The sequence below is a fragment of the Ensifer sp. PDNC004 genome (genome assembly GCF_016919405.1).
Classification (GTDB): Bacteria; Pseudomonadota; Alphaproteobacteria; order Rhizobiales; family Rhizobiaceae; genus Ensifer.
The window spans coordinates 643,923-656,300 of sequence record NZ_CP070354.1 but is presented as its reverse complement, the minus strand read 5'-3'; the positions used below and the strand labels follow the sequence as shown (position 1 = coordinate 656,300).

Genomic DNA, 12,378 nt, shown 5'->3' with positions numbered 1-12,378 from the left:
GCATTGGGGAGGGAGCCATGAGCACTGCAATCGTCAGCATCAACCTCTTCGGCGCAGTGGCGCTCCTCCTGTTCGGCCTTGGCCAGGTTCGCGACGGCATGCAACGCGCGTTTGGCGGGCGTCTGAAAGCCGGACTGGCGGCCGGGACGCGTGACGGACTTCGTTCGTTTTCAAGTGGCCTCATTGCAACCGTCGCTCTCCAGAGTTCCACCGCTACCGCTCTCATGGTCGCGTCCTTCGTCGAGCGTGATCTCGTCGTGCCGCGCATGGCGCAGATCGTGCTTCTCGGCGCGAACGTCGGCACGGCGATGACGGCCTGGATCGTCGCTCTAGGGCTCGGCTGGCTCTCGCCGCTCTTGCTGCTTTGCGGCTTCGTTGTCGGGCGCGGCAGCTCAAACGCACGCAAGGGATCAGGTGCCGCCCTCGTCGGCATCGGGCTGATGTTGCTGTCGCTACATCTGATTGGCGGCGCGACCGAGCCGTTGCGAACCTCTGCCGCCCTTTCTGCCTTTTTCGGGACGCTCGACAACGCCTGGCCGGTGGCGCTCGTCATTTCGGCAGCACTTGCAGCGCTTGCGTCATCGAGCTTGGCCGTCGTTATGCTGATCCTGTCGCTTGCGACCTCTGCCAGCCTTTCGCCGGGCCTGCTCATCGCGCTCGTCCTCGGCGCCAATCTCGGCGGTGCTGTGCCTCCGGTTCTCGCCACCTTCAAGGCTGCGGCGAGCGCCAGGCGGGTTGCGCTTGGCAACCTGATCGTGCGGGCCGTTGGCTGCCTGGCTGCTCTGGCGCTCGCCGGATACGTCGCCCCACTAATCGACCGGTTGCCTGTCTCACGCGGCAATCTGCCTGTCGATGTGCATCTCGCCTTCAATCTCGCGCTGGCGCTTCTGGCTGCTCCGCTTGCGCGGCCACTATCGCGTCTCACCATGCGCCTGCTGCCGGACGAGCCGAAGGCGACGGACGGCCCGCTTTTCCTGGAACAGAACGATCTCGGCACGCCGGTCGCAGCGCTTGCCGGCGCAAGCCGCGAAGTTCTAGGCGTCGGCGACCTGGTGGAGCGCATGCTGGTCGAAGCAAACGATGCCCTGCAACAGACGGATCCTTCCAGGCTTGCTGCGATCAGCACGCTCGAAGGACGCGTGGATCGCGTGCAACACGAGATCAAGGTCTATGTTTCGCGTGTCGGCCAGTGCGAAATCGCCGAGGAACAGCGCCGCCGCGCCATGGACATCGTCGACTATGCAATCAACCTCGAGCATATCGGCGACATCATCGAGAAGGGACTTCTTGCCGAACTTGCAAAGAAGATCGCCCGCGGCCTGGCTTTCTCCTCCGATGGGCACCAGGAGCTGTCGCGCCTCTTCGCCGTCACGATCAACAATCTGCGCATGGCCCAGGCCGTGTTTGCCACACGCGACAACGCGATGGCACGGCGCCTGGTGGAAGCCAAGGAAGATGTCCGCAGATTGGAGCGGCAGTCGGCTGAGCGGCACCTGCAGCGCCTGCGCGATGGCCGCGCCGAAAGCATCGAAACCAGTTCGCTTCATCTCGACATGCTGCGCGACCTCAAGCGCATCAACGCGCATATCGCAACCGTCGCGCACCCCATTCTTGATCAGAGCGGGCTGTTGATCGACAGCCGCATCCGGCGGGCGGCCTCCTAAGTGTTCCGGCCTAGCGTCGGGCGGTCTTGCGCTCAACCATCGTAACGGGAACGACCTGAAGTCGCGTTTCCATCTCGTCTGCTTCCAGCGCTTCGAGAACATGCTCCGTCAGGGCGGAAAAGGACTGCGCAACCGTGGTGAGCTCGTAACTCTTCCACCCGGCCTGCGGAATATCGTCGAAGCCGACGACGGAAAGGTCGGCCGGCACGCGACGGTGCATTTCGGTGCGGGCCGCGTCGAGAAAGCCGAGAGCCAAGAGATCGGTCACGCAAAACGCGCCGTCGATCGTCTCGTCGACGAGCACTTCGCAGCCGGCCTGGTAACCGCTTTCATAACTCGTCGTTCCGCCCGACCAGGCGACCACTTCGACGCCGGCGGTCGCCATCTTCTTTTGGAAGGCAGTGGTGCGGCGAACCTGCGCCGGGGTCTGGCTGCCGCTCGAAATCACCGCAACCTTCTTGCAGCGCGCTTCGATCAGGCGCAGCGCGGCAAGATCCGCACCGCGGGAATCGTCGCTCAACACCATGCTGGTGTCGGTGCGGTCGATTTTCTGGTTGATCAGGATCAGGCGCACACCGTTGGCAATGCACTGGTCGACGATCGATTCCGGCGGCTCTCCGGAAAGGACGATAATCGCCTGCGCCCGGAACTCGAACAGCAGCTCGATCAGCGGTGCGATATCCTTTCGCGCATCCGCGGCATTCAGCAACAGGCACTGCAGACCGCGACGCAACAGGCCGATGCTCAAGAGATCGAGCTGTTTTGCATGAAAGGGCGCACTGAGATTGGCGCCGACAACTCCAATAAGATTGGAGCGATCGTTGTTCAGCCCCTGCGCCAGCCGGTTGACCCGGTAACCGAGTTCCCGGGCGGCCTTGAGAACCTTGCGGCGCACAGCCTGGGAAACGCTGGCTCCGGGCGTAAAGGTTCGCGAGACCGCCGAGCGTGAGACGCCCGCGCGTTTTGCAACCTCTTCGGCCGTCACAAAGCCCCTTGCCATGCCTTTCTCCTGCAGAATCAGATGCTTTCCATCAGGGCCACAAAAGCAGGTCCATTCCAACGAAAAAGTTCGAGCTTACACGCTCAGTGAACCAATCGATGAGGCTTGCGAACGGGCGCTTTCGCTCCATGCATGTCGGCTCTTCAGCCCTGCTGGAACCATTCGCCCGACCCCAATGATCACGCGTTCGCAAAATAGTGCATTATGATCACAAAATATAGATGAAAAACAATATGTTATGCCATTGCGCACGTGTGCATTTTTTTGTTGACAACAGCGCCCCGTCATTGGATCATACATTCCATAGGCGGAGCCGAATTGGAATATTTGTTCTGTCTATGTTCGTGGTGATGGCGGCGCGGTTGAGGAGCTTGCGCCGACGTCTTGCAGGCGCCTGTGCCTGCCCTGCGAACGGGGAGGAGTGAGTACCCGAAAGCCGCTGCCTTTCGCGTCATTGAGCGGCTTCATGCGTATGTCAGCGCCACGCCCTGGTGCTGATTTCTGTTCCCCGTTGACAGATTGAAAGTTCCGGCCGGCATCGATGCCGGGGCAGGCAGCGCATGTTGAGTTCCAAGGGGAAGAGCATGGCCTTATTGAGTGAAACAACCAAGGCGGCAACATTGCCCGACAGCGCGATGGCGCCCACGGCATGGCAACGCTGGCGTTATCGGATGAAGGTCGCCTCCCGGGAGCCGACGACGCTGATTGGCGTCCTGACGGCGCTTCTCTTTACCTATCTCATCGTCGTGCCGATCATCTCGATCGTGCTTGATTCCGTGCGCGTCCAATTCGGCCACGAGCGGCGGCTCGGCAAGGACTTCGGCGAGCTTACGCTCTATTACCTCGATCGTGCCTTCCTGTCGCCCGTCTCGGTCGACCTCTTCTGGCGGCCGCTCTTCAACACGCTATCGGTGGCGATCGGAGCAATCAGCCTGTCACTGGTTATCGGCACGGTGCTCGCCTGGTTGATCAGCCGGACAGACATGTTCGGACGGCGCTGGTTCGCAACGGCGTTGATCGTGCCCTACATGCTACCGGCCTGGACCTTTGCGCTGGCCTGGACGACGCTCTTCAAGAACCGCACGGTCGGCGGCCAGCCGGGCTGGTTCGAGGCCATGGGGCTGACGCCGCCCGACTGGGTCGCCTATGGCCGTTTCCCGATCATCATCATCCTGGCGCTGCACTATACCCCGTTTGTGATCCTGCTGTTCGGCTCGGCGCTCCGCCGCTTCGACAGCCAGCTCGAAGACTCCGCCCGCATCCTTGGAGCCAAGCGCTACCAGGTGGCGATGCAAATCATCCTGCCGCTGATGCGTCCTGCACTTCTGTCCTCGATGGTGCTGATCTTCGCCAAGTGCCTCGGCGAGTTCGGCGTACCCTATGTGCTCGGCCTGCCGGTCAAATTCGAGGTGCTGTCTACCTCGCTCTTTCGCAGCATCGCGTCGCGCCAGACCGGCGTAGCCGGTGTCGTCGCGGCGTCGATCATGCTGATCGGCATCATCACCCTGATGATCGATGCGCGGCTGGTGCGCGAAGCCCGGCGCTTTGTCACCGTCGGCTCCAAGGGTTCGATGAACCGCCTAAGCCGCCTCGGAAAGTACCGTCTGCCAGCGACCGGTTTTGCAGCGCTCATCTTTCTCTTGAGCGTCGGCCTGCCGCTGCTGACCCTGTTTCTCTCCACCATCATGAAGCTGCCGGCGCAGTTCACGCTCGACAACTTCACGCTCGACTACTGGATCGGTCGTGACCTCCACACGGTGGCGCTGCAGACCGGGGTGCTTTTGAGCCCCGATCTCTGGGCGGCTGCCAAAAACACCTTGATGATCGTCGGCCTTGCGTCCCTGACCTCGGGCATTCTCGGACTGCTCGTCGGCTATGTGGTCATCCGCACGCCGGTGAAGGCCCTGTCGGTCTATCTTCGCCAGGTCACCTTCCTCCCCTATCTGGTGCCGGGCATCGCCTTTGCCGCCGCCTATCTGTCGCTCTTCGCCGTACCACGCGGGCCGATGCCGGCCCTCTATGGCACCGTCACCATCCTCGTGCTGGCGCTCATCGCTGACCAGATGCCCTATGCCTCGCGCGCCGGCATCTCGGCCATGACGCAGCTTGGCAAGGATCCGGAAGAAGCAGCCCAGATCTCAGGCGCCGGCTGGTTCCGCCGGATGATGCTGATCGTCATTCCGATCCAGAAGGGTTCGCTGGTGACAGGCGTGCTGCTGCCCTTCATCTCGGGCATCAAGGGCCTGAGCCTCTTTGTCATCCTCGCTGTGCCGAGCACCGATGTTCTGACCACCTATTCACTTCGGCTCGTCGACTACCACTACACCCAGGCGGCAAACGCGGTCGTGCTGATCATCGCGGCGATCGCCTACCTCGGAACCCTGGCAGCCCAGAAGCTGACCAAGACCAATCTCGCAGAAGGACTCGGAAGCTGATGCCCACCATCAATCTCAGCGGCGCCCAGAAGAACTACGGCGTCAATTCCGCCAATGCCGTCTCCAACCTCGATCTCGAAATCCGCGACGGCGAGTTCATGTGCCTTCTCGGACCCTCCGGCTGCGGCAAGACAACGACGTTGCGCATGATCGCCGGCCTCGAAAACCTCTCGGACGGCGAGATCCGTATCGGGGAACGGGTGGTCGACTCGGTTAGGGCAGGCGTGTTCATCCCACCGGAAAAGCGCGAGATGGGGCTGGTATTCCAGAGCTACGCGCTCTGGCCGCACCTGACGATCGAACGCAACACCGACTTCGGCCTCAGGCTGCGCAAACTGCCGAAGGAAGAGCGCGAAAAGCGCGTCGAGAAGGTCATGCAGGCGCTCGACATCGCCAAGTACCGCGACCGCTATCCGTCGCAGCTTTCGGGCGGCCAGCAGCAGCGCGTGGCGCTTGCCCGCATGCTGGCGGTCAATCCAGGCGTGCTTCTGCTCGACGAACCACTGTCGAACCTCGACGCCCGGCTGCGGCTTGAAATGCGGGCAGAGCTCAAGCGTATCCACAATGAGTTCAAGACGACCATCGTCTTCGTCACCCACGACCAGTGGGAGGCAATGACGCTGGCAACGACGATCGCCGTCATGAACGAGGGCACGCTGCAGCAGATGGGCACGCCCAACGATATCTACGATCGCCCGGCCAATCGCTTCGTCGCGGAATTCGTCGGCAGCCCGCCGATCAACATCCTGACCTTCGGATCGGCCACGGCCTCCGAACTGTCGCGCGCAGCCGAAGCCTATCTTGGCACGCGCCACCCGTCGCTGCGCGGCATCGGCTCGATCGGCATCCGGCCGGAAGCGATCGGCTATTCGGTCAAGACCGACGATGTGTCCGCCGGCAGCTTCTCCGGCGAAATGACGGTGACAGGCGTCCTGCCGACCGGCGGCAGCTGGATCCTGGAGCTCAGGAACGAGAGCGACACGCTGTTCTTGACGACCAACGCCCTGCCGCGCGTCGAGACCGGCGCGAGGGTTTCGTTCTTTGCGCCGCCTGAGGCGCTGCACGTCTTTAACAAGGACGGCCAGCGGATCGCCGAAGCGGACGCGCTGCTGCGCAAGGACACGCTGAACTGAGGCGCTTTAGCGCGACACGACAAACCGAAACATAATCTGAGGGAGCAACAGACGATGGAATTTCTAAGGACTGAAAGGACGTACCGGACAATCAGGCGCGCGCTGCTGGCAACGACCGTCGTCGCCTTCACTGGGCCGGCGCTGGCGCAAGAGCCGTTCGACCTGAACGCGCTGATCGAGGCTGCGCGCAAGGAACCGCCGATCACCGTCTATGACAGCACCGGCAAGATCGTCGAAATGGCCAAGGCCTTCGCGGAGAAATATGGCGTCGGCGCCGAGGGCTCCAAGGTCAAGGCGACGGCCCAGCTCGAGATGATCATTCGCGAAGCCCGCGCCAACAACATCCAGGGCGATGTCTCGATCATCAGCGACGCGCCGGCCGCAATGGCGCAGCTGATCCCGCAGGGCTTTGCTGAAAGCTGGCTGCCGCCGGATCTCGCAGCCAACATTCCCACTGAGTATCAGGACCCGCTGACCGTCGTTACCAGCGCCAACGTCTGGGCCTACAACACCGAGCTCTTCGACAAGTGCCCCGTAAACAACATCTGGCAGCTGACGGGCCCTGAGTGGAAGGGCAAGGTCGCCATGCAGGATCCGCTTGGCAAGCCGTCCTATGTCGACTGGTTCAACCAGATGGCCAAGCACGGCGACGCCCAGGTAGCCGCCGCCTACAAGGCGCTCTACGGCAAGGATCTTGAGACCGATGACGGCAGCGCAACGGCCGCCTGGGTCAAGGCGCTCGCCGCCAATGCTCCCTTGCTGACGGACGCCGATGCGGCAGCCGCCGATGCCGTTGGCGCGCCGGGCCAATCGCAACCCTTCATGGGGCTGATGAGCTCGGCGAAATTCCGCGACAATGCCGAAAAGGGCATGAAGCTCGGCCTTTGCAAGGACCTGAAACCCTGGCTCGGCTGGATGTATCCGGGCGTCGGGTTGATCACCAAGGGCACCAACAGCCCGAATGCCTCGAAGCTCTTCATCCACTATGTGATGACCGCCGAAGGCATTGCGCCGCAGGCAGAAGACGGAAAAATGTCGACGAACAAGGACGTTTCGCTGCCCGCCGACGAGCCGTCGGGCATCGGCGCCGTTCTCGATCAGGTCATGCCCTACCAGATGGCAACGAGCCTCGACGACTGGGACGCACGCGAGACCTGGCAGGACCTCTGGCGGCTCAGCTACCAGAAGTAATCGCCTGAACATATGAAACGGTCTCCTTGGGAAGGGAAGCCATGAGCAAGAACAAGGTTTTGATCATGGGGGCGGCGTTTGCCGCCCTTACGGCCGCATTCACGGTCGAGGCCAGCGCCGAAGAGGCGTTCGATCTCAATGCGCTGGTGGAGGCGGCCAGGAAAGAAAAGCCGATCAATGTCTATGACAGCACCGGCAAGATCGTCGAGATGGCCGAGGCCTTCACCGCCAAATACGGCGTGAAGGCGACCGGTGTCAAAGTCTCGGCCAACAGCCAGCTGGAGATGATCATCCGCGAAGCCCAGGCAGGCAACGTCCAGGGCGATGTCGCCCTGATCACCGACGCGCCGGCGGCACTCGCCCAGCTTCTGCCGCAGGGCTTCGTCGAGAGCTATCTGCCCGGCGATATGAAGTCGAAGATACCGGCCGCTTTCCAGAACCCGCTGGCGATTTCGACCAATGCCAACGTCTGGGCCTACAACACCGAGGCCTATGACAAATGCCCGGTCGGCAACATCTGGGAGCTGACCGAGGCAAAGTGGAAAGGCAAGATCGCACTCGTCGATCCCCTGACCAAGAGCACCTACACCGACTGGTTCAACCAGCTGGAAAAGCATGCCGATGCCAAGGTGAAGGAGGCTTACAAGGTCCACTTCGGCAAGGATCTCGAAACCACTGAAAAAAGTGCGGCGGCCGCCTGGATCAAGGCTCTGGCACAAAACGGCCCGCTTGTGACGGACGGCGACGATCCGGTTGCCGAAGCTGTCGGCGCGGCCGGCCAGAAAGAGCCCTTCTTCGGGCTCCTGAGCTCCGCCAAGTTCCGCGACAACGAAGGCAAGGGCTACAAGCTTGGGCTCTGCACGGAACTTACCCCCTGGGTCGGCTGGACCTACACCAAACTCGGCCTGATCGCCTCGAAATCGGCGAGCCCGAATGCCGCGAAGCTCTTCATTCACTACGTGATGACGGAAGAGGGTATCGCCCCGCAGATGAAGGACGGCAAGCTGCCGACCAATGTTGACATCAAGATGCCTGAAGACGAGCCGTCGGGGATCATGGAGGTAGCGGATCGCCTCTTTCCCTATGACGCCGCCACCGGACTTGACGATTTCGACCGGCGCGAGGAGTGGCAGGATTTCTGGCGTGTGAACTACAGCAAGTAAAAGCCCGACCGGCGCGACCTCACGAGGACAGGTCGCGCCGGCCGTTTCGCTATGAACAGGAAGAGAGAATGACCGACGCCAATCCCGCCACGAGCCGCAGCCAATGCGATAGAGACGCCATGCGCAAGCACTCGCGGCGACTGATGACGATCGCCGAAGGGGCGGCACGTTCGGCCGCCGGCCCCTTGCTTGCCGCCTTTCGCTCGGAAATGGCCGTCGATTACAAGCGCGATCTCCACGACGTCGTGACGATCTACGACAAGCAAGCCGAGGCATGCATCCGCGACTACATCTTCGCGCACGAGCCGAACTCGGCCATGCTTGGTGAAGAGGGCGGCCAGGTCGGCGAGGGCGAGATCCAATGGTATGTCGATCCGATCGACGGGACCGCCAACTTCGCGCGAGGACTTGCCTTCTGGTGCATATCGATCGCGGCGGTCGAAGGCGCATCGGTCGTGGCCGGGGTCGTTTACGACCCGGTGGCCGATCTGCTGTTTTCGAGCGACCTTGAACGCGCCTATCTCAATGGAAAGGTGATTGCCTCGAAAGCCATTGATGACGAAAGCCGGGCAACGCTGATCACCGGCTACCCGGTTTCGCGCGACTTTCGCCTCGATGGCCGCCACGAGGCACTTGCCCGCCTCGGCGATCTGGTCGAGACCTTCTCGACCGTGCGCCGTCCCGGAAGTGCGGCTTTGAGCATAGCCCATGTGGCGGCCGGTTTCGTCGATGCCGCCGCCGGTTTCGGTGTCAACGCCTGGGATGTGGCAGCAGCGACTTTAATCCTGAAGAACGCAGGCGGGCGTTATGCGCCGCTGTCGCTTGGCAAAGTGCCTGAAGGGTCAGCCGACTACCTTTGCCCGGGCTATGTCGCCTATGGCCGCGGCGGCGATTATCCGACCTTGAACCGGGTCGCCGCCGAAATCTCGGCCGGCCGCAGCGCGAAAGCGCCGTCGCCATGAAAGCACACGAGGAAACCATGCTCGACAATCTCACAGACGCCCCCGCTACCGGACAGACCAGCAGCGAATTGCCAAGGCTCAGTCTCATCTATCCGAGGCATCCGACCTATGGCGTCGACATCTTCATTTCCGGGAAGGAAGGTGCGAGCGACCTCGATCTCCTGCGCAAGAGTGGGATCACGACGGTCGTCAATTGCGCGGTCAATCTGGACTTCAATTTCGTCGACCAGCCAAAGCTCGTCTCGGATCACCGCAACAGCATCCATGGCCCGGGGGAAATCCGCTATTACAAGATCGGGCTCATCGACGGCGACGGGAACCCGGGCACGCAAATGCTGGCCGCGCACTATATCCTGCGAGCAGCCCTAGAGCAGATCCTGCCCGAAAAGCCGTCCTATCCCAGACGCGAGCGTGGCGGCGTGCTCGTCAACTGCCGCGGCGGCCGCTCGCGCTCCGTCGTCGTCGTGTCGCTGTTTCTGCATTTGACGCTGCCTGACCAATTCCCGACATTGGAGCGCGCCATCGTGTTCGTCCGCGAGAAACGCGATATCCCTAAGGACGAGTGGTACAAGGCGCCGAAGCCGGTCCTCGCGGCCTCGGCCGAGCGAGCCGCGGGATGGGCCCGTGCGATTGAGAGCGGGAAGGCCTGAGCGGGGAACGTAGTTCGGAGACCATCCGCAACATAGGCCAACGGAAACCGGTGCTCAAAGCCGACAAGGATGTCAACCTGTCGACGCAAACCGGCCGCCGCTGCATTCTCGGCGTTCCCTGGTTGCGGCCAATCGACTCCTGCGCAAGCTGACGCGATCGAAGCCCAAGCGAAGGCAAAATGACTTCGTTGGGCAGCGCGCCGTGACACGTGCGGCCGGCGCCATCGCCGGCGCCGGCAGATCGTGATTGCGTGGAATGAAAGGCTCTACTGCTTGGGCATCACACCCTTGTTCGCGAGCCATGTTTCGAAGGTGCCGGGACACCCTTCGCTGGTCCATCGTCCCCGATAGGAAAAGCCGGGTGCTGCGCGCGCCGCCCCGACGAAGCCGTCATAAACGCTTCTGTCGGCCCCGCCCATTTTGAATGCTTTACCGGGATGTTTCCTCTTTGCTTTTGAGAATTTCATCGTCCGCCCCTTACGCAGTACAACCATGAAGCCGCAAGCGTCGCACAGCGCACGGTCCAGTCAAGGATTAGGCAGATGCGCAAAAGGGGTTAGTGCTTAGCGCCGATATCAAAAGATCGACAACCTGTGAGTGAGGATCGCGAGCGCGCGGCCCGTCAATTACATGCAAGTCGCTCTGAACCGACGATCGCAGCAAATGGCCGATTTTGCCCGCGCACGACGCGCAAAGTGCAAAATCTCGTCGAAACCCCTCACCTCGTACCTTTGTCGGCGCCCTGACGAGTGCCTGAGAGGCTGCATACCGTTAACTCGGCTCGAAATTAAAGGATTGGCAAGGCCCCCTGCACGATGAGGCAGATACTCTCCATCTAGTTGCAAAGAAACTGCCATGAACATACTGAACCTGCCACTGATCAGGCGTTGCGCCTCGGCCCTGCTGAAATGTCGGTCCGGGAACTTCGGCCTCTTGGCAGCGCTTGTCGCTATCCCCCTCATTGCCGCCCTTGGCGTTGCGATCGATTTCGCAGCCGCGGTCAACCGCAAGGCCGCGATGCAAAGCGCTGCCGATGCCGCGGCACTTGCAGGAGCAGCAGCAAGCGCCGGTTCGGAAAAGGAGATCGCGGCTGGGTTTCTCGGCGCCCATCTAAGCAGCAACGAAAAGCAGGATCTGAAGGAGCCTGCCAGCTGGGACCATCAGGTCACCGTCGAGCGTGACACGGTGGCGGTGGCCGTCAATGAGGACTACGAAACCGCCATCATGCATATGTTCGGCTTCCGGACGGTTCCGATCTCGGTCGTCGCAAAAGCCGCCCGAGGATCCGGCAGCTCGGCCTGCATCCTGATCCTCGATCCGAGCAGGGCCGATGCGCTGAAGATTATCAATTCGAACTCGGTCACCAGCGAATGCGGCTTCCAGGTGAACTCGTCCCATTCGCAACGTGCGTTCTACGCCGAAAACCAGGGGAAGTTCGCAGCACCGCTGATCGCAGTCACCGGCCAGTCGAAACTCTCCGGCCGGTTGATTTCGCCGCCGCCTGTCGACGGATCGCCCGTCGTGCCGGACCCCCTGGCCGGCATGCCCGAACCGGTGTCGCCCAACGCCCCCTGTACTTCCCAAAGCCTGAAGACGATCAACAGCCAGGGCAAGTCGTCGCTCGAGCCAGGCGTCTATTGCGGCGGGTTGACCGTGAACTCCACGGACGAGTTGACGCTGAAGCCTGGCATCTACGCGTTCCGCCGTGGCGCATTGACCTTGAACACATCGGCCAAGGTTATCGGCAAGGACGTGCTTTTCTACTTCGAAGACGCGCAATCGCCGTTCTTTCTGAACGGCGCGGCGATCCTGCAGGTATCGGCACCGACCAGCGGCACGCATGCCGGCATCCTGATGTTCCAGGGCCGGCAGGCGAAGGACAGCAACGTCCAGTTCCGCATCAACACGTCTGCCGGAAGCTTCTATAATGGGGCGATCTACTTGCCTCATGCCGTGATCGACTGGAACGTCAGCGGCAGCCTCAATTCGGAATCGAAATTCACCGCACTGATTACCAGGGTTCTGAACCTCTACGTGTCAGGAACAGCCTTCTTCAAGAAGCCGGCGGAAGATGGCAAGGATTTCATCCCCAACAGCTTCGGCAGGGGAGGCGGCGTGCGGCTGGTGGAATAGCGTCGCCCGGCCGCAGGCGTTAGATCGCTGGCGCCCTCGCAATCGAC

General features: G+C 61.8%; 10 protein-coding genes. 8 read left to right on the top strand and 2 right to left on the bottom strand.

Going from position 1 to position 12,378, the window contains the following annotated elements:
• Window positions 1-17 precede the first annotated feature (17 nt).
• Window positions 18-1,664 carry a Na/Pi cotransporter family protein gene (locus JVX98_RS31380; protein WP_205239702.1) on the top strand — a complete coding sequence of 549 codons (1,647 nt, stop codon included), beginning with the start codon at window positions 18-20 and terminating at the stop codon, window positions 1,662-1,664.
• Between the two features lie 10 nt (window positions 1,665-1,674).
• Here JVX98_RS31380 and JVX98_RS31375 read toward each other — a convergent pair whose 3' ends face one another.
• Window positions 1,675-2,664 (bottom strand): LacI family DNA-binding transcriptional regulator, encoded by a 990-nt coding sequence (locus JVX98_RS31375; protein ID WP_192448563.1) that lies wholly within the window; start codon window positions 2,662-2,664, stop codon window positions 1,675-1,677.
• A 584-nt stretch (window positions 2,665-3,248) separates the two neighbouring features.
• Here JVX98_RS31375 and JVX98_RS31370 point away from each other — a divergent pair.
• The 6 genes from JVX98_RS31370 to JVX98_RS31345 all read left to right on the top strand — a co-directional run bounded on the left by JVX98_RS31370 (window position 3,249) and on the right by JVX98_RS31345 (window position 10,198).
• Window positions 3,249-5,099, top strand: coding sequence for an iron ABC transporter permease (locus tag JVX98_RS31370; protein ID WP_192448562.1), 1,851 nt, complete (start codon window positions 3,249-3,251; stop codon window positions 5,097-5,099).
• Window positions 5,099-6,232: an ABC transporter ATP-binding protein gene (locus JVX98_RS31365; protein WP_205239701.1), complete on the top strand. Its 1,134-nt coding sequence runs from the start codon at window positions 5,099-5,101 to the stop codon at window positions 6,230-6,232. Before JVX98_RS31370 ends, JVX98_RS31365 begins: the two co-directional genes overlap by 1 nt.
• 54 nt (window positions 6,233-6,286) lie before the next feature.
• On the top strand, window positions 6,287-7,423 hold the full coding sequence (locus JVX98_RS31360) for an ABC transporter substrate-binding protein (RefSeq protein ID WP_205239700.1): 1,137 nt from the start codon (window positions 6,287-6,289) through the stop codon (window positions 7,421-7,423).
• A gap of 65 nt (window positions 7,424-7,488) precedes the next feature.
• The gene (locus JVX98_RS31355) at window positions 7,489-8,586 is read left to right on the top strand and encodes an ABC transporter substrate-binding protein (protein ID WP_246765140.1); all 1,098 of its coding nucleotides are present in this window, start codon (window positions 7,489-7,491) and stop codon (window positions 8,584-8,586) included.
• A 119-nt stretch (window positions 8,587-8,705) separates the two neighbouring features.
• Window positions 8,706-9,548 (top strand): inositol monophosphatase, encoded by an 843-nt coding sequence (locus JVX98_RS31350; protein ID WP_371826601.1) that lies wholly within the window; start codon window positions 8,706-8,708, stop codon window positions 9,546-9,548.
• Window positions 9,549-9,565: 17 nt separating this feature from the next.
• Window positions 9,566-10,198, top strand: a complete 633-nt coding sequence (locus tag JVX98_RS31345) for a dual specificity protein phosphatase (RefSeq protein ID WP_205240093.1) — start codon at window positions 9,566-9,568, stop codon at window positions 10,196-10,198.
• Window positions 10,199-10,464: 266 nt separating this feature from the next.
• Here the strand turns inward: JVX98_RS31345 and JVX98_RS31340 are convergent, their stop codons facing one another.
• Complete coding sequence (locus tag JVX98_RS31340; protein WP_192448557.1) at window positions 10,465-10,665, bottom strand: hypothetical protein; 201 nt, start codon at window positions 10,663-10,665, stop codon at window positions 10,465-10,467.
• A 388-nt stretch (window positions 10,666-11,053) separates the two neighbouring features.
• On the opposite strand from JVX98_RS31340, the gene JVX98_RS31335 reads away from it, so the two are divergent.
• Window positions 11,054-12,331 (top strand): pilus assembly protein TadG-related protein, encoded by a 1,278-nt coding sequence (locus JVX98_RS31335; protein ID WP_205239697.1) that lies wholly within the window; start codon window positions 11,054-11,056, stop codon window positions 12,329-12,331.
• Window positions 12,332-12,378 lie beyond the last annotated feature (47 nt).

Coding starts and splice junctions, on each gene's coding strand:
- JVX98_RS31380 (WP_205239702.1), top strand. CDS start 18: ATGAGCACTGCAATCGTCAGCATCAACCTCTTCGGCGCAGTGGCGCTC.
- JVX98_RS31375 (WP_192448563.1), bottom strand. CDS start 2,664: ATGGCAAGGGGCTTTGTGACGGCCGAAGAGGTTGCAAAACGCGCGGGC.
- JVX98_RS31370 (WP_192448562.1), top strand. CDS start 3,249: ATGGCCTTATTGAGTGAAACAACCAAGGCGGCAACATTGCCCGACAGC.
- JVX98_RS31365 (WP_205239701.1), top strand. CDS start 5,099: ATGCCCACCATCAATCTCAGCGGCGCCCAGAAGAACTACGGCGTCAAT.
- JVX98_RS31360 (WP_205239700.1), top strand. CDS start 6,287: ATGGAATTTCTAAGGACTGAAAGGACGTACCGGACAATCAGGCGCGCG.
- JVX98_RS31355 (WP_246765140.1), top strand. CDS start 7,489: ATGGGGGCGGCGTTTGCCGCCCTTACGGCCGCATTCACGGTCGAGGCC.
- JVX98_RS31350 (WP_371826601.1), top strand. CDS start 8,706: ATGCGCAAGCACTCGCGGCGACTGATGACGATCGCCGAAGGGGCGGCA.
- JVX98_RS31345 (WP_205240093.1), top strand. CDS start 9,566: ATGCTCGACAATCTCACAGACGCCCCCGCTACCGGACAGACCAGCAGC.
- JVX98_RS31340 (WP_192448557.1), bottom strand. CDS start 10,665: ATGAAATTCTCAAAAGCAAAGAGGAAACATCCCGGTAAAGCATTCAAA.
- JVX98_RS31335 (WP_205239697.1), top strand. CDS start 11,054: ATGAACATACTGAACCTGCCACTGATCAGGCGTTGCGCCTCGGCCCTG.